The organism is Streptomyces buecherae (genome assembly GCF_014295035.1).
GTDB classification, from domain to species: Bacteria; Actinomycetota; Actinomycetes; order Streptomycetales; family Streptomycetaceae; genus Streptomyces; species Streptomyces youssoufiensis.
Window position 1 is genome coordinate 6,627,823 of record NZ_CP060404.1, and the last position, 18,794, is coordinate 6,646,616.

12 protein-coding genes are annotated in these 18,794 nt (G+C 74.7%); 2 read left to right on the plus strand and 10 right to left on the minus strand.

All coding sequences use genetic code 11. The features are described 5' to 3' along the window. The first annotated feature begins 277 nt into the window (after positions 1 to 277). Positions 278 to 2,095 (plus strand): glycoside hydrolase family 13 protein, encoded by a 1,818-nt coding sequence (locus H7H31_RS26355; protein WP_232110093.1) that lies wholly within the window; start codon positions 278 to 280, stop codon positions 2,093 to 2,095. A 52-nt stretch (positions 2,096 to 2,147) separates the two neighbouring features. Here H7H31_RS26355 and H7H31_RS26360 read toward each other — a convergent pair whose 3' ends face one another. From H7H31_RS26360 to H7H31_RS26405, 10 genes are all read right to left on the minus strand, one after another. Next, positions 2,148 to 3,104, minus strand: a complete 957-nt coding sequence (locus tag H7H31_RS26360) for a hypothetical protein (RefSeq protein WP_187118104.1) — start codon at positions 3,102 to 3,104, stop codon at positions 2,148 to 2,150. Positions 3,105 to 3,317: 213 nt separating this feature from the next. Next, a complete protein-coding gene (locus H7H31_RS26365; RefSeq protein ID WP_232110094.1) occupies positions 3,318 to 4,334 on the minus strand; it encodes a DUF4253 domain-containing protein in 1,017 nt (338 codons plus the stop codon). 209 nt (positions 4,335 to 4,543) lie between these two features. Beyond that, positions 4,544 to 5,410, minus strand: a complete 867-nt coding sequence (locus H7H31_RS26370) for a TetR/AcrR family transcriptional regulator (RefSeq protein ID WP_232110095.1) — start codon at positions 5,408 to 5,410, stop codon at positions 4,544 to 4,546. Positions 5,411 to 5,449: 39 nt separating this feature from the next. Further along, entirely contained in the window at positions 5,450 to 6,553 is a 1,104-nt protein-coding gene (locus H7H31_RS26375; protein WP_187062882.1) for a PDR/VanB family oxidoreductase, read from the minus strand. A 2-nt stretch (positions 6,554 to 6,555) separates the two neighbouring features. After that, positions 6,556 to 7,485, minus strand: a complete 930-nt coding sequence (locus H7H31_RS26380; RefSeq protein WP_187062883.1) for a metal-dependent hydrolase — start codon at positions 7,483 to 7,485, stop codon at positions 6,556 to 6,558. A gap of 223 nt (positions 7,486 to 7,708) precedes the next feature. Beyond that, positions 7,709 to 9,661, minus strand: coding sequence for a hypothetical protein (locus tag H7H31_RS26385; protein WP_187062884.1), 1,953 nt, complete (start codon positions 9,659 to 9,661; stop codon positions 7,709 to 7,711). 84 nt (positions 9,662 to 9,745) lie between these two features. Then, positions 9,746 to 12,919 (minus strand): alpha-N-acetylglucosaminidase, encoded by a 3,174-nt coding sequence (locus tag H7H31_RS26390; protein ID WP_187062885.1) that lies wholly within the window; start codon positions 12,917 to 12,919, stop codon positions 9,746 to 9,748. Between the two features lie 96 nt (positions 12,920 to 13,015). Next, positions 13,016 to 13,663 (minus strand): LuxR C-terminal-related transcriptional regulator, encoded by a 648-nt coding sequence (locus H7H31_RS26395; RefSeq protein WP_187062886.1) that lies wholly within the window; start codon positions 13,661 to 13,663, stop codon positions 13,016 to 13,018. 161 nt (positions 13,664 to 13,824) lie between these two features. Further along, positions 13,825 to 14,652 carry an RluA family pseudouridine synthase gene (locus H7H31_RS26400; protein ID WP_187062887.1) on the minus strand — a complete coding sequence of 276 codons (828 nt, stop codon included), beginning with the start codon at positions 14,650 to 14,652 and terminating at the stop codon, positions 13,825 to 13,827. A 222-nt stretch (positions 14,653 to 14,874) separates the two neighbouring features. Next, positions 14,875 to 16,155, minus strand: a complete 1,281-nt coding sequence (locus H7H31_RS26405; RefSeq protein ID WP_187062888.1) for a sensor histidine kinase — start codon at positions 16,153 to 16,155, stop codon at positions 14,875 to 14,877. 236 nt (positions 16,156 to 16,391) lie between these two features. Here H7H31_RS26405 and H7H31_RS26410 point away from each other — a divergent pair, with 236 nt between their 5' ends. Next, positions 16,392 to 18,740 carry an MMPL family transporter gene (locus H7H31_RS26410; protein ID WP_187062889.1) on the plus strand — a complete coding sequence of 783 codons (2,349 nt, stop codon included), beginning with the start codon at positions 16,392 to 16,394 and terminating at the stop codon, positions 18,738 to 18,740. Positions 18,741 to 18,794 lie beyond the last annotated feature (54 nt).

Genomic DNA, 18,794 nt, shown 5'->3' on the forward strand with positions numbered 1-18,794 from the left:
GGGATCTGTTGAAGACCCTCGGTGAGCTGGCTGTCAAGGGCGGGTAGTGGCTGGTGGGCCGGCGCGTGGGGGCGGTGTTCGGGGGGCGCGGTGGAAAACTTTCGCAAGCTCTTTCCGTGTCCTTGCAACCCTGTTACGTTCCTCGGCAACCCAGCCAGCCCGCCGTGGCCCGCCGCCGACCGGCGAGCGACCACGCCCCCGCCGCGCCCCACCGTGGCGCCGCACCGGCCCCGTGGGCCGGCGCCGCCGCTCCGTATCCGAGCACCCCAGGGATGACATGACAGAGCACCTCGCCGCCCCCACCGGCACGGCTCCGACGGACCACCCCGCAGCCACCCCGACCGCCCCCGCCCCCGCCGGCGCGGTGGCGCCGCGCGCCGACCACCGCCCCGCCGACGACCGTCCCGCCGAGGACCACGCCGCCGGCGGACCCCGCACCGCCGCACCCCACACCGCCGACCGTCGCGCCGAGGCCGGCGCGCGGCACTCCGAATGGTGGCGCGAAGCCGTCATCTACCAGGTCTATCCGCGCAGCTTCGCCGACGGTGACGGCGACGGCATGGGCGACCTGGCCGGGGTCCGCCACCGCCTGCCCCACCTGCGCGACCTCGGCGTCGACGCCGTCTGGCTCAGCCCCTGCTACGCCTCGCCGCAGGCCGACGCCGGCTACGACGTGGCGGACTACCGCGCCATCGACCCCATGTTCGGCACCCTGGCCGACGCCGAGGCCGTCATCGACGAGGCCCACCGGCTCGGGCTGCGGGTGATCGTGGACCTGGTGCCCAACCACTGTTCCGACCAGCACGCCTGGTTCCGGCGGGCGCTGCGCGAGGGGCCGGGCTCCGCGCTGCGGGACCGCTTCCACTTCCGGACCGGCAAGGGGGCGGACGGACACCTGCCGCCCAACGACTGGGAGTCCATCTTCGGCGGGCCCGCCTGGACCCGCACCACCGACCCCGACGGCACCCCGGGCGAGTGGTACCTGCACCTGTTCGCGCCGCAGCAGCCCGACTTCAACTGGGACCACCCCGCCGTCCACGACGAGTTCCGCACCATCCTGCGGTTCTGGCTCGACCTCGGCATCGACGGCTTCCGCATCGACGTGGCGCACGGCCTGGTCAAGGCCGCCGGGCTGCCCGACATGGGCCAGACCGGGCAGCTCAAGCTGCTCGGCAACCAGCCGCTGCCCTTCTTCGACCAGGACGGGGTCCACGCGATCTACCGGAGCTGGCGCAAGGTCCTCGACGAGTACCCCGGGCAGCGCATCGGCGTCGCCGAGGCGTGGACCCCCAGCGCCGAGCGCACCGCGCGCTACCTGCGCCCCGACGAGCTGCACCAGGCGTTCAACTTCCACTACCTCACCACCGGTTGGGACGCCGCCGCGCTGCGCTCGGTCATCGACGCGTCGCTGTCCGCCATGCGCCCGGTCGGCGCGCCCACCACCTGGGTGCTGTCCAACCACGACGTGGTGCGGCACGCCACCCGGTTCGCCGACGCCGGCCCGGAGCAGGGGCTCGCCCGCGCGCGGGCGGCGGCGCTGCTCATGCTGGCGCTGCCCGGCTCCGCCTACCTCTACCAGGGCGAGGAACTCGGCCTGCCCGAGGTCACCGACCTGCCCGACGAGGTACGACAGGACCCTTCGTTCTTCCGGGGCAACGGCCAGGACGGGCTGCGCGACGGCTGCCGGGTGCCGCTGCCCTGGTCGGGCGACGTCCCGCCGTACGGCTTCGGCCCCGAGCCCGGCGGCCCGAGCTGGCTGCCGCAGCCGGCCGCCTGGGCGCGGCTCAGCGTGGCCGCGCAGACCGGCGACCCGCACTCGACGCTGGAGCTCTACCGGCGGGCGCTCGCGGTGCGCCGCGAACAGCCGGCGCTCGGCGCGGGCGACGCGGTGCGCTGGCTGACGGCCCCCGACGGCGTGCTCTCCTTCCGGCGCGACGCGCCACAGGGCGGCGTGCAGTGCACGGTCAACACGACCTCCGCCCCCGTGCGCCTGCCCGAGCCCGGCCCGGTGCTGGTGGCCAGCGCCGAACTCGGCCCCGCCGAAGGGGGGACGCGCGAACTGCCCGCCGACACGGCGGTGTGGTGGGCGGTGTGAGCCAGGGCCCGGGGCGGGCGGGCCCGCCCGCCCCGGGCCGCCGCGAGCTGGCTCAGCCGCGTAGCCGCACCCCGTACCGGGAGCGCAGCCGGCTGATCTCCCAGCACGAGAGGGCCGTCACCGTGGCCGGGCCGCCGACAAGCAGTACGTACGCCAGGGCGGGCGGGCCGCCGGGCAGCCCGCCGATGGCCGCGATCTCCCAGACCAGGACGCTGGTCAACAGAGCCGGGGTCGCGGGGTGCACGGCCGCCGTGCCGAAGCCGGTGCGGACCACCGTGACCGACGCGAACAGGAACAGGAACACCGACCACCCGCCCGCCGCCAGGCTCGCCAGGACCAGCAGGGTGCCGAGGTTGCCGCCCGCGTGCGAGGGGTTGAGCAGGTCCACGCCGTAGAACAGGGCGGGAATCAGGGCCAACGAGCCGAAGAACAGGCCGAGTTGGCGCAGCGGACCGCGCAGCGCGGCCCGCATCGTGGCGCGGCGGGCGGGTGGCGCGAGCCAGATGAGGACGCCGAGGACGACCGGTCCGCTGGCGATGAGCAGCCAGGGCGCGAGGAGGAGCGTGGCCCACTGCTCGGTGAGGTGCTGGCCCACGTCCTGGGCGTTGCCCAGGGCCACGACGACCGCGATCGTGACCGCGACCGCCGCCCACGTCCGGAGGGTCTTGAGGCGCGCCACCCGGGGGTCGTGCACCGGGGCGGGGGCGCTCCCGCGTACGAAGACGCGCCAGGCCGCGAGGCGGGCGCTGCGGGCGAGCGCGTACAGCGCCACCAGCGGCGAGAGCAGCAACAGGACGGGCAGCAACACCGGGTACAGGCCGGCGGGCACGGGCCGCAGCATCCGCAGCACCGATGGCCAACCCCGGGGCCGGGTGGGGGCGTTCGGGTCGCCCGGCGGCGGGACCGGCGGCGCCGGCGGTGGGGTCGGCGGGCCCGGCTGTGGCGGCACGGGACCGCCGCCCGGTGGGCTCGGTGGGGGCGGGTCGCCTCCCCAGCGGATGGTCGTCATCTCCGCGCACCTCACTCTCCGGCGCTCCCGCACCGCCCGGGACCCTACCGCCCGCCAAGACGCCCGCGCGGGACGGCGCGGTTGCCGGACCGACGTGTCACCTTCCTGGCGGCAACCGATGCGAATCCGTGTCCCGACAAGCGAGTTGCGGGTCCGGTGAGGGCTCACCCCGGCCCGCGCGCGAGCGGGCCGGGGTGAGCCGTCACGGCCCGGTCAGTCCCACCAGAACGACCAGTTGTGCTTGCCCACCAGGTGCTCCCGCGCGTACCGCTCCAGGGTCTCGCTGTCCTGCCAGATGTTGTCCGGGCAGAACGCGAAGTGCTCGGCGGCGATCGGCAGCGCCTCCTCCAGGGTGCGGGGCGGGTGGGGCACCGACACGTGCAGCACGTCGAACTCCAGCGCCACCACGCGTATCCCGAACCGGTCCTCCCAGGACCGCAGCACGGCGGAGAACGGGGCCGCGTCCTCGTCGTAGTTCAGCGGGCCGAGCCAGCCGATCGCCGCGAGGACGTCCGCGCTGCGCTCGGCCGGCACCAGGGCTATCCGGGGCGCGGTGAGGATGTCGTACTCCACCAGGGCGGCGGCCACCTCGGCGGCGCGCTCGTCCGGGTCCACCACGGCCGGGCAAGCCGGCGCGAGGCCGGGCCACGCGGTGCCGTACGGAGCGAGCGCCACGGCGTCGTCCAGGTCCGCGCCACCCTCGCGCGCCGGCTGGCCCGGGGCGTGGGCCGCGCGCCAGGAACCCTCGGCCGCGCCGTCCGCCAACTCCTCCTCCGGGCCCGGCTCCAGCCCGTCCGCCAGCTCGACGCCCCCATCGACCACGGCGGCGCCCCGCTGGTCGGCGACCGCCGCAGCCTCTTCGTCCTCCGCCGGGGCGGTGTTGTCGGCCCACCACTCGGCCAGCAGCGCGCCGGCCTCGAAGTCGTCCGGGTCGGACGCCAGGTCCGGGCCCAGCTCCTCGTTCCACGGCTGGTCGCCATCGCTCTCGCGCTCCCCGCCGAGCAGCACCGGGCGCAACCCGGCCGCCTTCAGCGCGGGCAGCAGCCGCCCCCAGGAGTCCTCCGTGGCCGGCTCGGTGGCGCGCCACAGCAGCGGCTCGTGCCACAGACCGTCGAGGGTGAGCCGGTGCAGGGTGCCCGGCGGCAGGTCGAAGTCGAGTCCCAGGGTGCGTCCCGTGGGGTCGGCGGCCAGGATGTGGAGGGGGTTCGGGGGTGTCGCGTGCGTGGTCACAGGGGTGACGCTACCCCCAGTGTCTGACAACTCAGCGTCGAACAGGCGTCGGGCGATCAACGTCCCGGGGCGCAACAGCCGGCGACCCACCGGCCAGCACGCGGCGACCACCCGCCACCGCCCGTCCCGCAGGTGGGACGTAGCCGTAGAACCCGGGCATCCCGGGCCCGCGCGTCCCAGCCCTCGGGAAGCCCGGACGTGGGGAGTCCTCAGACCCGAGGGGCCTCGGGCGCCCGGGGAGCGTGCGGGAGGTGCGGGGTGTGAGAGACGTGCGGGGTGTGGGAGCTGTGGGGGCCCTGCGGAACCCGGGAGGCCGCAGATGCCTCGGGGGCCGCAGGTGCCGCAGGTGCCTCGGGTGCCGCGGGCACCAGCGTGACCAGCCGTGTCAGCAGGTCGGCGAAGAGGCCGTCCGGCGGCTCCTGCGCGAGCAGGTCCCGCACCAGGTCGGCCAGTTCCGGGTCCGCCACGGCGCCCACGGCGGCCAGCGCCACGAAGTCGTGCACGAGCTGCGTCTCAAGCTCCGCGCGCGCGACCGTGCGTCCGTCGAGCCACAGCAGGGCGGTGGTCTCGGCCAGCGAGACCCACGAGCGCACGATCAGCGCGAGGCGCGCGGAGGGCCGCTCGACCCCCAGGTGCGCCAGGATCTGCTCGTACGCCGCCTGCCGCACGTCGTCGATGGTCGCGCGGGCGCTGCCCGTGGCGTGCGGCACGTCGCCGCCGCCGACCACCGCGGCCGGGCCGCCGCGCATCAGGGCCGAGAAGCCGGGCCCGTGGTCCTCGACGAAGTCGAAGAAGCGGCCCATGACGCGCAGCAACCGCTCGCCCAACGACCCCTCTCGCGGCTCGACGAAGCGGGCGCTCAGCTCGTCGGCGGCCCGCCGCAGGGCCGCCTCGTACAGGCTCTGCTTGCCGGGGAAGTAGTGGTAGACCAACGGCCGGGAGATACCGGCGCGTTCGGCGATCTCGTCGATCGAGACGTCCTCGGGGGAACGACTGGCGAAGAGGTCGAGCGCCACCGTGATGAGCTGTTCGCGTCGTTCCTCGACGCCCATTCTGCGGCGCGCGCTCTTGGCCATGGCCTCATCCTAGTTGGCCGCCACACCGCCCCGACCGGCTCAGAGGTCGAGCACGAGCCTGTCCCCGTACGCCCGCGAGACGCAGATGAGCATCTGGTCGTCGCGCTCCGCGTCGGTCAGCAACTCGTCGCGGTGGTCGATGTCGCCGGCGACGACCCGTTGCAGGCAGGTGCCGCAGAAGCCCTGGGCGCAGGAGTACGCCAGGTCGGGCAGGGCCTGTTCGCGGATGGCGGTCAGCACGCTGGTCTTCGGCCCGACGCTGACCGTGGTGCCGGTGCGGCGCAGCTCCACCTCGAACGCCGTGTCCACGCCGCCGCGGTGCCTCGCCCCGCCCGGCGCGAACCGCTCCATGTGCAGCCCGCCGCCGGGCGGGTCGGCCGCGCACAGCTCGGCGACCGCGTCCATCAGCCCGTCGGGCCCGCAGCAGTAGACCGCGGCCCCCTCGGGCGCGCCGGCCAGCACGGCCGCCAGGTCCGGCCGGCCCCGCTCGTCCTCGGGCAGCACGCTGACCTTCTCGGGGCCGCCGAGCTTCTCGACCTCGGCCACGAACGGCATGCTGGCCAGCGATCGCCCCCCGTACACCAACCGCCACGGCACGCCGGCCGCCTCCACGGCGCGCAGCATCGGCAGGATCGGCGTGATCCCGATGCCGCCCGCGACGAAGACGTACGCCGGAGCCTCGACCAGCGGGAACCGGTTCCGCGGCCCGCGCACCTCGACCTCCTCGCCCTCGTGCAACTGCTCGTGGACCTCCCGCGAGCCGCCCCGGCCGTCCTCGATGAGCCGGGTGGCGATGGTGTACGAGGTGGTGTCGGCCGGGTCGCCGCACAGCGAGTACTGCCGGATCGTCCCCGAGGGCAGCACGAGGTCCAGGTGGGCCCCGGGCTGCCAGGGCGGCAGCTCGGCGCCGGTCAGCCGCAGGCGCACCACGCCGTCGGCCGCCTCCTGCCGCTCGGTGATCATCATGCGCAGGGCAGCGCCGCCGCTCCCGGCCCGGCCGCGCCCGGATATCGGGTCCTCAAGCGCGGGCATGGGCCACAGCGGGGACCGATCGGCCCCGCGGCCCAGGGCGTGCCGGACGACGAGCGCGGCGGCGGCGAGCGCGATGACGGTGCGGGGGCGGGGCAGCGGGACGCGGGCCATGGTCAGGCACCTCCGGTCGAGCGGGTGGGGGTCGGCTTGGCCTCGGCGGCCGTCGCGGCGGGGGAGTTGGCCAGGTAGGCCAGGGCCTGGGCGGTGCTGCACTCCCGCGAGGGGTGGTAGCCGGGGCTCAGGTACGCCGGTATGGAGCGGGCGATGGCGCCGGGACGGGGCAGCAGGCCCTGCCGCCCGGCCCGCACGAACTCCCGCAGGCTGGCCTTGCCGTCGCGCAGCGTCGGGTCGTTGGCCATGAAGAACCTGATGCCGCGCTGCCAGAGGAAGACCAGCGCGGTCAGCGCCGCGCCCCAGGTCCGCACCCGGCGCCGGTAGCCGCCGTCCACGTGCAGGAACAGGTCGAACGCCACCGACCTGTGCTCGACCTCCTCGGCGCCGTGCCAGCGCAACAGGTCGAGCATGACCGGGTCGCAGCCCTTGCGGTCGAGCGCGTCGGCGCCGAGGACCCAGTCCCCGAGGAACGCCGTGTAGTGCTCGATCGCCGCGATCAGCGCGATCCGCTCAAGGAGCCACCAGTCGCGCGCCCGGCCGGGCGGCAGCGTGCGGTCGCCGAGCAGCTTCTCGAAGAACCAGTCGACCTGTGCCGTGTACGGGGTGGGGTCGAGCCCGAGCCGCGCCAGGTGCGGCAGCACCTGGTCGTGCGCCTGGGAGTGCATGGCCTCCTGGCCGATGAAGCCGAGCACGTCCGCGCGCAGCCGCTCGTCCCGGATGAGCGGCAGAGCCTGCTTGTAGACGTGCACGAACCAGCGTTCGCCGGCGGGCAGGAGCAGGTGCAACACGTTGATCGTGTGCGTCGTGGCGGGGTCGCCCGGAACCCAGTGCAGGGGGGTGCCGGACCACTCGAAGTCCACGTTCCGTGCCGTGAGCGGGGTGTACTCCGAGGCCACGGGGGCGGGCCGCGCCTTGGCCTTGTTAGACATGGCGTCAATGTACTGGCGGGTAAGTAGTTGGCAACAGGGGTGCGCACCCGCGAATTTCCACCGCCGCCGGCCGCCCCCCGGCCCCGCGACCCGCGCTCGCCGCCCGGCTCCGCCCGGGTCCCTCCGCGAGCCCGCCGACCCGCCGCCCCCACGCGAACCGGCCCGGTCCCGGGGGCGAGTCCGGGACCGGGCCGGCCGGTCGGGTGCGGGGTGGGGCGAGTGGTCAGCGCAGCGCCGCGAGGCGCTCGCCGTTCGCCAGGGTCGCGCTGAGGTCGGGGCGGGTGCCGGGCTCGGTGGGCAGGGCCAGCAGGTTGCCCGGGGTCGAGCCGGTCAGCTCGCCGCTCAACGTGATCGAGGTGACCTCGGAGTCGCCCGCGGCCAGCACGTACCACTGGCCGGCCGGGGACTTCCACAGCACTCCGGACAGCACGTGCGGAGCGCGTGGCCCGCACGCCGCCGAGTCCTCCGCGCGGGCGGCGGCTGTGCCCGGCGTGTCGGGGCGGCGCGCGGGCAGTTGGAGTTGGGCCAGCGTCCTGGCGCCCGCGCCGCGCCACGTCTCCGCCCTGGCACACACCCAGGCGGCGCTGCCCGCGGCCTCCGGGAGCGGCTGGATGGCGAACTGCCAGGCGTTCACGCTGCGCACGCCGGCCCCGCGGAGCGCCGGCAGGTGGCAGGCGGTACGGGCGAGGCCGCGCAGCGCCTCCGCGCCCGTCGCGTCGGTGCCGGTGGTGCTGGGCGACCCGTACGTCAGCCGGGCCGGGACCAACTCCCCGAGGTCCGTGGCCAGGTGCGGGCCGAGTTGCAGGGCCGGCCAGGACGTGCACTCCCTGGCCTCGGCGGGGCTGCGCACCGGGGCGGTCACCCCGTCGGCGCCGCGCGTGACGGGCCGCGCGTCCTCCTGCGGCGCCAGCAGGTTCCGCACCGCGACCGAGCGCACCCAGGGAGCCGTCAGGTAGCGCACGTTGCCGTCGACGCGGCCGAGGACCAGGGCCGTCGCCGACGCCTGGTCGGCCGCGTCGGCGCGCCCGAGGTCGAGCAGCGCGCCGCCGCCGTCGCCGCTCCCGGCCTCCGCGTACCTGACCACCCGCAGCCCGTCGTGGAAGAGCACCACGGCGTCCTGGTCCACGGTGCCGGCGAACAGCAACTGGGGCGGCCCGGCGGGCGGTCCGGGCAGCGTGCCGGGGGTGGCCGAGACCCGCACCGAGCCGCCGGGCCGCGCCCACACGGCCAGCGCCCGCCGCAGCAGTTCGCGGTCGCCGAGCCGGTCGCCGCGCGCGGGCCAGGTCGCGAAGTCGCGCCGGCTGGCGGTGCGCCAGGCGTTCGGCTCGGCGCGGGTGAGCCGGTTGGGGTCGAGCGCCGCGTCGGCCGCGGGGTTACGGGCGTAGGAGGGGGCCGCGGCGCCGTCCGGGCCCCAGCCGTCGCCGGGCATCCCGAGCAACACGGCGCACACCGCGAGGGCCGCCGCCGCCGCCAACGCGGCCCGGCCGTGCTGGCGGCGGCGCGCCAGGTCCGTCGGCCGGGCGCGCAGCGCGCACGGGTCGAACGCCGGCGAGTCCAGCCGCGGCCGGTCGGCGCCGTCGACCCGGGGGACGCCGTCGGCCTCGGCGACGGCCGCGGCCGCGTCCGCCACGCCCGCCTCCGCGAGGACCCGCCGCAGCGCCGGCCCGTCGAGCCCGTCGAGGTCACGCAGCGCGAAGGCGGCCCGGCCGGGCCCGGAGAGGGAGGCCAGGGTCTGTTCCAGGGCCAGCGCGGCGGCCCCGTCAGAGCGGGTGGCCAACCGCAGCCCCCACACCTGCGGCAGCAGCGGCGGCAGGGCGGCGCGGGACGGCAACTCCCAGCGCCGTCGCGGTCGCGCGGCATCGAGGGCGGCCCGCAACACGCGCAGCCGCAGCGGCGCGTAGCCGCCGGCCGTCTCGCGCGCCCCGCGCTGCCCCGGCAGCCCGGCCGGGCGGGTCGCGACCGGCTCGGCGGCGGGTGTCGCGCCGCGCGGCAGGGCGCGCTGGGCCAGGGCGTGCGCGGTCAGGACGCGGCGGGTGCGGCCGAGGTCGGGCGGCAGGACGACGTAGCCGAGCCGCACCAGATGCGGATAGTGCTCCGCGAGGGCGGCTTCGGCGGCCTCCAGGTCGAGGGGGCCGGGGGGCTCGCTGGGGGGCGCTGTCGCCTGCTGCTGTTCCACGGCCCGTAGAACGAGCGAGGCAGGCGATGGTCACCTGCGCGGCAGGGTCGCGGGGCCCGCGCCGATGGCCCCGCGACCCGTGGCCTACCGCGTCTGCCAGTCGGCGAAGTCGACCAGCCCGTGGGCCCCCGAGCCGCCGTGCGTGGCCGTCATGAACAGGCCCGCGTCCTGCTGGTCGGCGGCGCCGGGCACGCTCACCGTGCCCACCGTGCGCCAGGTGGCCCCGTCGTCCGTGGACAGCGCACCGGTGAACGCGCCGGACGGCTCGCGGGTCAGCCGCAGCAGCACGGGCGCCCGCACGCCGGTGACGCGCCGGTAGGTGTCCACGGTGCCGTCCCCGTTGGCGTCGTAGGAGAGCACGACGCCGTTGCCGGGCGTGACGGCCAGGTTGAGGAAGCCCGGGGAGCCGGCGGTGGACAGGTCGTTACGGACGATGATGCCCGCGCGCGCCCACGGGCCGGTCGCCGGCTGCTGGGTCACGCGCACGCTCACCGCGCCGCCCGTGGCCAGCGACCGAGGCCGGTAGACCGCGCCGAACTCGGCCGTGGCCTTCCACAGGTCCCGGCCGCCGCCGGCGATGGCGTACCGGTCGCCCAGTTGGCCGAAGACCGCGTCGTTGGTGGTGACCGTGCGCAGCCCCGCCTCCAGCGGGCCGGCGACGTGCAGGGTGCCCCGTCGCACGTCGGTGATCCGGTCCTCGCCGCGCGGCCCGTAGACCGTGCTCAGCTCGTACGGCAGCGGCTCCAGCGGCGCCGCCAGCGGCGTGCTCGGCGCCGTCGCCCGCCACTGTGCGGTGGCGTGGCCGGCGGCCGGGACGCTGGGCACCGAGGTGGGGCCCTGCGGGGTGGCGTCCGGGCCGGTGAGGCGGAAGTCCACGCGGCCGGTGGGGGCCAGGCCGTTGATGTTGTGGAAGTCCACCGTCACCAGCGCGTCGCCGCCGGGCTCCAGCGCGGTCGGGTCGGCGCTGACCTCGATGGCGCCCTGGTAGGGGGCGCGGGCCAGCACCTCGCGGACCCGGCTCGCGGTGCGGTACGCGTCGTGCGTCGGCCGCTGCGGGTAGCTCTTGCGCTCCCGGGTCCACGGCTCCTCGATGGCGTACCAGTCGAACGTCTTCGGCTCGCGGCCCTCGGCGAGCGCGTCCTCCAACTCGTCCAGGTAGAGCCGCCACTGCGGCAGGTGGAAGTCGCCGATGAGCCCCTGCCAGTCGCGGTTGCCGTAGTTGGCGAGCCGGCCCGTGTCGGCGGTGGCGCGGTCGGCCCAGGTGGTGATCAACGCCCGTGCGGAGTGCTCCAGTTGGGCCTGTTCGGCCTCGCTGGACGCCATCCGCTTCGCGTCCTCGAGCCACGGGCCGAGCAGGAACCCGCGGTGCGCCGCCGACATCTCCTCGCTCAGCGCCATCAGTCGCAGCCACAGCCGGGACAGGGCGCGGAAGGCGGCCAGGTCGCCGCGCTGGTAGGCCGACTTGAGCTGGGGCTGCAACTGCCAGGAGCGGTTGGCCAGCACCTGCCGGCCCAGGTCCGTGATGTCGTACCGGTAGGCGTCCGAGCGGCGCAGCGCGGGCCGCACGCCGAGCAGGGCGGCGAAGGCGGTGTCGAAGACGGCCAGGTCGAAGGCGGGTTCGCGGGTGGCGTAGTAGGTGCCCGAGCGCGCGCCGAGGTTGGGCCGCGCCGCGAAGATCGAGTCGTGCGGCCGCCCATCGGCGCTGCTGATCTCGTACGCGCTCTCGCGCAGCGCGTCGAACGCCTCGTGGGCGTGCCGGTCCCGGCCGCCGTAGCGGGCGTCGGCGTACTCGCGGAACCAGGCCGTGCGGTCCACGGCCGCGTCCCGCCAGGCCAGCTCGCTGAAGAGTTCGAAGGCGGCCGGGTCGCGCTCGGCGGCCTCGGGCATGTACGCGGTGCCCACCAACGCGCTGTCGGCTTTGTCCCGCCAAACGGTGAAACGGTCCGCCCACATGTGGGTCTTGGCGCCGATCGTGGTGCGCCCGCCGAAGTTGGGGATGGTGCCGAACGCGTACGGCGTGCCGCCCCAGTCCCGCTCGCGGTCGCCGATCCGCTCCAGGTCCGAGAGCCCGTCGACGACCAGCAGCCGGCTCTTGTCGACGGCGTCCAGCAGCTCCCGGCGCGGGTTCTCCTGCCAGCCGAGAATCACCCAGACGGCCTCCGGCCGGGCGGCGGCGAGCGCGCCCTGCACGGCGCGCGCCGCGTCGGCGACCGGCACGTCGCCCGGGTTGCCGCCCTCGTGCAGCAGGTCCATCTTGTAGCCGACGGCCGGCCCGAACAGCTCCTCCTGATGGCGGTAGAAGGAGGCGGCGACCCGCTCGAAGACGGGCGTGCGCGGGTCGAGCCACTCCGGGCGCGGCAGCCCGTTCCAGGTGCCCTGCTCGATGGTGCGCGCGCCGGGGTTGCGCTCGGCGAAGCCGCCCGGGACGGTGCCGAAGTAGCCCGGGAAGATCGGCGACATGCCCAGCTCGCGCAGCCGGTCCGCGATGCGCTGGCCCAGCGCGGTCCGCTTGGCCAGCAGCTCGGGGCTGACCGGGCCCGCGTACTCGCTCATGTTCTGGAGCATCCACCAGGGCTGGTGGGACGGGGCGGGCAGCCAGGTGCGCAGCTCGGCGTCGGAGTAGCCGAACTCCTGGAGGAAGCGGTGGTAGACCGCCTCCTGGCCCGCGGTGATCAGCACCTCGTTGCAGCCGTGCAGCGCGAGCAGGTCGATCATCCGCTCCCAGCGGCCCCAGTCGGCGTACGGCGCGGTGTAGCCGTCGTGGGTGTCGTTGAAGGCGAAGCGGTGCGGGAGGGCGGTGGAGCGGCGCAGCGGCTCGCGCGGGGCGGGCAGCCGTTCGGGCAGGTCGAGCTGGTTGCCCGACCACGACAGGTGCGCCCGGCAGGTGTACTTGAGGTACCAGTGCACGCCGGTGAGGATCACCGCGGGGCTGGTCCCGGCGACCTCGACGCGTCCGGTGGAGCCGGTGACGGTGAAGCGCTCGCGCCGGTCGCGGTCGTGCCGGCCGCCGGGTCGCCGCCCGGCGCCGTGGCCGGGGCCGTCGGCCAGCAGCCGCAGCCGGAACTGGTCCACGTGGTCGGGCAGCAGCCGGGCCAGGGCCGCGCGGGCCGGGGCCAGGGAGTACGGCTTGCCGTCGCGGGCCGCGCCGGCACCGGCGTGCGGGGCGGCGCTCGCCCCGCTGCCGTGCGCGGCCAGCGCGGCGGTGACGCCGATGGCGCCGGCGGTGCCGAGGACGGTGCGTCTGGTCAGGTCACTCACGGATGCCCCCACGGTTCGTCAGGATCGGTGGACACATGCGAGGGCACCGTAACCGCTGCCAGACCCCGGGTCGAGACGCCTTGCGGGCCGGTGTCGTCAGCCCCGGTCGAGGTAGGCGAGGACGGCCAGAACGCGCCGGTTGTCGTCGTCGGACGGCGGCAGGTCGAGCTTGCCGAAGATGTTCGAGGTGTGTTTGGCGACCGCCCGCTCGGTGACGAAGAGCTGCGCGGCGATGGCCGCGTTGGACCTGCCCTGCGCCATCAGCTCCATCACCTCCTTCTCACGGGGCGTCAGGTTGCCCATCGGCTTGTCCTGCGAGCGCCGGGTCAGCAGTTGCGAGATGACCTGCGGGTCCATCGCGGTGCCGCCGGCGGCCACCCGGCGTACCGCGTCGATGAACTGGTCGGCGTCGAAGACCCGGTCCTTGAGCAGGTAGCCGATGCCGCCGCTGCCGTCGGCGAGCAACTCGCGCGCGTACAACTGCTCCACGTGCTGGGACAGGACGAGGATCGGCAGGCCCGGCTTCGCCCGGCGCGCGGCGAGCGCGCACTGGAGTCCCTCGTCGGTGAAGGACGGCGGCAGCCGCACGTCCACCACGGCCACGTCGGGCTCCAACTCGGCCAGCGCGCGCGCGAGTTCGGGACCGGACTCCACCGCGGCGGCGATCTCGAAGTCGTACGCCTCCAACATCCGCACCAGACCGTCCCGGAGCAGGAAGAGGTCTTCGGCCACGACAGCGCGCACGGCGTACTCCAGCGAAGGGGATCAGGCGCCGCCGGCGTTCCGGCGGCGGATGCCCTGGCACTCTACCGAGCGCGCCCCACCCGCCCGCCACGGAGTGGGCGGTGCCAGGTCGGCGCGGGGCGCGGCCCGGCCGGCGTACGCGCCGGACGACCCGGCGCGGCTCAGGCGGAGGAGGACCCCGCCGCCGCGGGCCCCTCCAGCCAGGCGGCCGGCCCGCCCGCGGGCAGCCGCTCCGCGACCGGCGTCCAGAAGTCGTCCCCCGGGTCGGCGGAGACCGTCACCCGCTCGCCCCCCGCCCACGTCGCGTCGAACGCCAGCCGCCACGAGTGCAGGCAGGTCCGCTCGCCACGGGCGGCGGCCTGCTTGTCGAACAGCGGGTCGCCCACGATGGGGAACCCGATCCACGCCAGGTGCACCCTGATCTGGTGCCGGCGCCCGGTCACCGGCTCGATCGCCAGCAGCGTGTGCCGCTCGTCCGCCCACAACCGGGTGAAGTGGGTGATCGACGGATACGTCTTGACGTGCGTGAACACCTTCTCGTCCGGCACCCGCCAGCAGCCGTGCGCCGCCTCCGTCGCCGCCGGCGCTTTGGTCATGATGTCCTCGCGCTGCGCCCCCACCCGCACCCGGTTCTTGCGCCCCACGCTCAGCGGCAAGTCGATGGTGCCGCGCTCCGGCAGCCCCCCGGGCCGCCCGTCGGTGGGCACCAGGGCCAGGTACGCCTTGTCCACCGTGCGCTTGTTGAACTGCCGGGTCACCTCGGACTGGATGCGCTGCTGCTTGGCGAAGAGCACGACGCCCGAGGTCGCCTTGTCGATCCGGTGGCACGGGATCAGCGTCTCGCCGACCTCCTCGGCCATCCGGACCAGGTCGCTCTCGTGCCGTTCGCCCATCACGGAGATGCCGGCGGGCTTGTTCACCACGAGGAACGCCGCGTCCTCCCGCACGATGGAACCCGCACGGTCCCGGATCTGGGTCCACTCGTTCATCTGCATCCATCTCAGGTCCCGGGCGCGGCGGTGCGCCAGCGCTCGGCCCATGCTCCCAAACCGCGCGGCAGGCGCGAAATCCAGCCGACCGCCCGAGCCCCCAGCCCGCCCATGGTCCCGGCTCCGGCCCGCCCACGGACCCGGCGCGCCCACGGCCACGGGCCGCGCCCGCTCACGCCCGGCGCGGCCCGACCGGGTCCCGTCCCCACCGCGCGGGCAGGCTCACGACCTGCGGGAGGAGACGGGGTACGGGTCGCACGGGATCTCCATGGTCACCATGGTCGGCCCGCCCACCGGGCTGCTGACGGCCAGCACCCCGTCGAAGGCGCCGAGCCGCCGCTCGATGCCGGTCAGGCCCGTGCCGGCGGTGGTGTCCGCCCCACCCTGACCGTTGTCGGTCACCGCGATCCGCAGCGTGCCGTCCGCGTGGTGCACGTCCAGCCACACCCGCTCGGCCCGCGCGTGCTTGGCCGCGTTCGTCAGCACCTCGCTGATCGCGAAGTACGCCGCCGACTCCACCGGCTCCTCGAACCGCCCGGGCAGCTCGACGTCCACCTCCACCGGCATCGCCATCCGCAGCGCCAGCGCCCGCACCGCGTCGCCCAGGCCGCGCTCGGCCAGCACCGGCGGGTGGATGCCGCGCACCAGGTCGCGCAGCTCGGCCAGCGCCTCGGCCGAGTTCGCCCGGGCCATCGACAGCATCTTCTTCGCCTGCTGCGGGTCCTTCTCGATCAGCGCCTCGATGGTGCCCAGGCTCATGCCCATCGCCACCAGCCGGGCCTGCGCGCCGTCGTGCAGGTCGCGCTCGATGCGGCGCAGCTCGGCGGCGGAGGTGTCCACCGCGTCATGCCGGGTCGCGGTCAGCCGCTCCACCCGGGCGGTGAGCGCCATCTGCGGGGTGGGCGCCAACAGGCTGCGGGCGACCAGGAAGTGGGCGCGCTGGAGCGCGGGGTTCACGAACACGGCGAGGACCAGGAAGCCGAGGCCGAGCAGCGCCGCGAGGTTCGCCGTGGACTGCGAGGAGACCGGGATGAAGGCGTACCACTCGTTGCCGCCCGAGTTCACGATCGGTCGCCAGACGCCCGCCGCCAGCACCGAACCGTAGATGCCGTACGGGATGAAGATGAATGAGAAGAGCGAGGTGACGTAGCCCGCCGTCATGTCGGTGAACAGCCACAGCAGATCCCGCCAGGTCGCCGGGTCCTTGAGCAGCAGGGTGCACCGCTCGACCAGGCCGGTGAAGCCGGGACGCAGGTCGGGCGGGAAGGGCCGGTAGGGCACGGGGATCGTCACCCCGGCCCAGTCGCCCGCGATCCGCCGCCGCCAGTTGGCGAAGCCGCGCACGGCGGCCAGCACGTACGGGGTCGTGATCAGGCCGATGCCCAGCAGGATGAACACGATCGACAGCACCGTCGCCACGAACAGGGTGATCGAGCCCGCGAGGGTGACGAACCCCAGCGCGAACCCCTGGGCGGATACGCGCAGCGCGTTGCGGACTCTCATATGTGCTCTCCCCGTCGTGGGCCGTACCGCCCGTACCTCGGGCACTGTCCAGTCTGGCCGCCCGACCATTGTGCGGCACTGGCGCCGGACCCCGAGCCGGGGTGTACCTAGCACCACCCCGCCGACCTCGCCTTTTGCTTCGGGCGTTGGGTGCCTTGGCGGCTGGGGCGCGGACCTGGCGATTCCTAGGTTGAGGACGTGACTTACTCGGTCCTTACCTCAGGGGGAGAAACGCCATGAAGCAGAACCTCGCGGCCCGGCTCGGCGGGTGGAGCACCCGCCACCGCAAGACCGCGATCTTCGGCTGGCTGCTGTTCGTCGTGCTGCTCGCCGTCGTCGGTGGCGCGTCGGGCATGGTCGAGATGACCAATTCGGAGGACGGCGCGGGCGATTCGGTCAAGGCCGAGAAGATCCTGGAGGACGCCGGCCTGACCACCCCCGCGGGCGAGATGGTGATGGTGCGCAGCGCCGAGCCGGACGGCTGGCGCGCCGTCGCCGACCAGCTCGCCGCCGACATCGAGAAGACCGGAGAGGTCGACGACGTCAAGGACCCGGTCCGCTCCGACAGCGGACGGGAGGGCCTGATCAGCTTCGACATGAAGGGGGACGCGGACACCGCCGGCGACCGCGTCGACCCCGTCATGGACCTGGTGGACAAGGCGGCCAAATCCCACAAGGAACTGGAGGTCTACCAGTTCGGCGAAGCCAGCTCCGCCACCTGGCTGGACACCGTGCTCGGCGAGGACATGAAGAAGGCCGAGTTCACGGCCGTACCGCTGGCGCTCGGCATCCTCTTCGTCGTCTTCGGCGCCGCGGTCGCCGCGCTGCTCCCGGTGATCCTCGCGCTGACCGCCTGCGTCGCGACCTTCGGCGTGCTGGCGCTGGTCAGCCACCAGATGCACCTGACGCCCACCATCAACTCGGTGATGTTCCTGGTCGGCCTGGCCGTCGGCGTCGACTACTGCCTGTTCTACCTGCGCCGGGAGCGGGACGAGCGGGCCGCTGGCCGGGACGCGGAGACGGCGCTGCGCATCGCCGCGGCCACCAGTGGGCGCACCGTGCTGGTCTCCGGCTTCACGGTGATGGTCGCCATGGCCGGCATGTTCTTCTCCGGGCTGCTGCTGTTCAAGGGCTTCGCGGTGGCCACCATCGTGGTCGTCTTCATCGCCATGCTGGGCTCCGTGACGGTGCTGCCCGCGATGCTGTCCTGGCTGGGTGACCGGGTGAACAAGGGCCGGCTGCCGTTCCTGGGCCGCCGGGCCGAGCGTCGGGCCGCGCGGCCCGAGAAGACCGGCCTCGTCACCGCGCTGATCAAGCCCGTCGTGGCCCGGCCGAAGGTGTTCGCCGTGCTGTCCGCCGTCGTGCTGGTGGCGCTCGGAGCGCCGGCCTTGGGCATGAAGACGGAGCAGCTCGGCCTGGAGAAGCAGTTCGGCAAGGACGCCGGTATCGCGGTCGCCTTCCGCCAGATCACCGACACCTTCCCCGGCGGCCCCTCCCCGGCCCAGGTGGTCGTCAAGGCCGACGTGACCGCGCCCGGCTTCGTCAACGCGGTCGCCGACTTCAGGAAGAAGGCCGCGGCGAGCGGCGAGTTCGGCACCGTCGAGGTCGTCACGCACCCGGAGAAGGGGGTCGCGGAGATCGACGTACCGCTGGCCGGCAACGGCTCGGACGAGAAGTCCAAGCACGCCCTGACCACCCTGCGCGAGGACGTCATCCCCAGCACGCTGGCCGACGCCACCGAGCAGGCGTACGTCACCGGTGACCTGGCCGGCTCGGTCGACTTCAACGCACAGCTCAAGACGGGCATCGTGCCGGTCTTCCTGTTCATCATCGCCATGACCTTCGTGCTGATGCTGGTCTGCTTCCGCTCGGTGCCCATCGCGCTGGTGTCGATCGTGCTCAACCTGCTGTCGGTGGCCGCCGCGTACGGCGTGATGGTCGCGGTCTTCCAGCACGGCTGGGGCGCCGGAGCGCTCGGCATGGAGAGCGTCGGCGCGATCGAGTCCTGGATGCCGCTGTTCGTGCTGGTCATCCTGTTCGGCCTGTCGATGGACTACCACGTCTTCGTGGTCTCCCGCATCCGGGAGGCGCACGACCGTGGCCGCTCCACCCGGGCGGCGATCGTCGAGGGCGTCCAGGCCACCGCCGGCTCCATCTCGGGCGCCGCGGCGATCATGGTGGCCGTGTTCGCGGTCTTCGCGATGCTGTCCATGCAGGACATGCAGCAGATGGGCGTCGGCCTGGCGGTCGCGGTCCTGCTTGACGCGACCCTGGTCCGCATGGTGCTGCTGCCCTCGGTGATGGCGCTGCTCGGCGAGAAGAACTGGTACCTGCCCCGCTGGCTCGGCTGGCTCCCGCACTTCTCGCACGGCGAGGAGCCCGTCGAGCCCACCACCCGCCCGCTGGCCCACCAGCCCGCGATGGCCGCTGCCCCCGGCCCGTACGCCCAGCGGGCCGGCCACGACCAGGACTTCGGTCAGGGCCACCACTCCGGCTACGGCGCCGGCCCGGGCCAGCGGCCCGGGAGCGGCCAGGGGTACGACGGCCACGGCCGGCCGTACGACGACGGGGGACGCCGCCCCTGACCCCGGCGGCCCGGCGGATGCCCCCGCCGGGCCACGGGCCCTCGGACTTCGGGC

Coding starts and splice junctions, on each gene's coding strand:
- H7H31_RS26380 (WP_187062883.1), bottom strand. CDS start 7,485: ATGTCTAACAAGGCCAAGGCGCGGCCCGCCCCCGTGGCCTCGGAGTAC.
- H7H31_RS26400 (WP_187062887.1), bottom strand. CDS start 14,652: ATGAACGAGTGGACCCAGATCCGGGACCGTGCGGGTTCCATCGTGCGG.
- H7H31_RS26370 (WP_232110095.1), bottom strand. CDS start 5,410: ATGGCCAAGAGCGCGCGCCGCAGAATGGGCGTCGAGGAACGACGCGAA.
- H7H31_RS26360 (WP_187118104.1), bottom strand. CDS start 3,104: ATGACGACCATCCGCTGGGGAGGCGACCCGCCCCCACCGAGCCCACCG.
- H7H31_RS26375 (WP_187062882.1), bottom strand. CDS start 6,553: ATGGCCCGCGTCCCGCTGCCCCGCCCCCGCACCGTCATCGCGCTCGCC.
- H7H31_RS26405 (WP_187062888.1), bottom strand. CDS start 16,155: ATGAGAGTCCGCAACGCGCTGCGCGTATCCGCCCAGGGGTTCGCGCTG.
- H7H31_RS26355 (WP_232110093.1), top strand. CDS start 278: ATGACAGAGCACCTCGCCGCCCCCACCGGCACGGCTCCGACGGACCAC.
- H7H31_RS26410 (WP_187062889.1), top strand. CDS start 16,392: ATGAAGCAGAACCTCGCGGCCCGGCTCGGCGGGTGGAGCACCCGCCAC.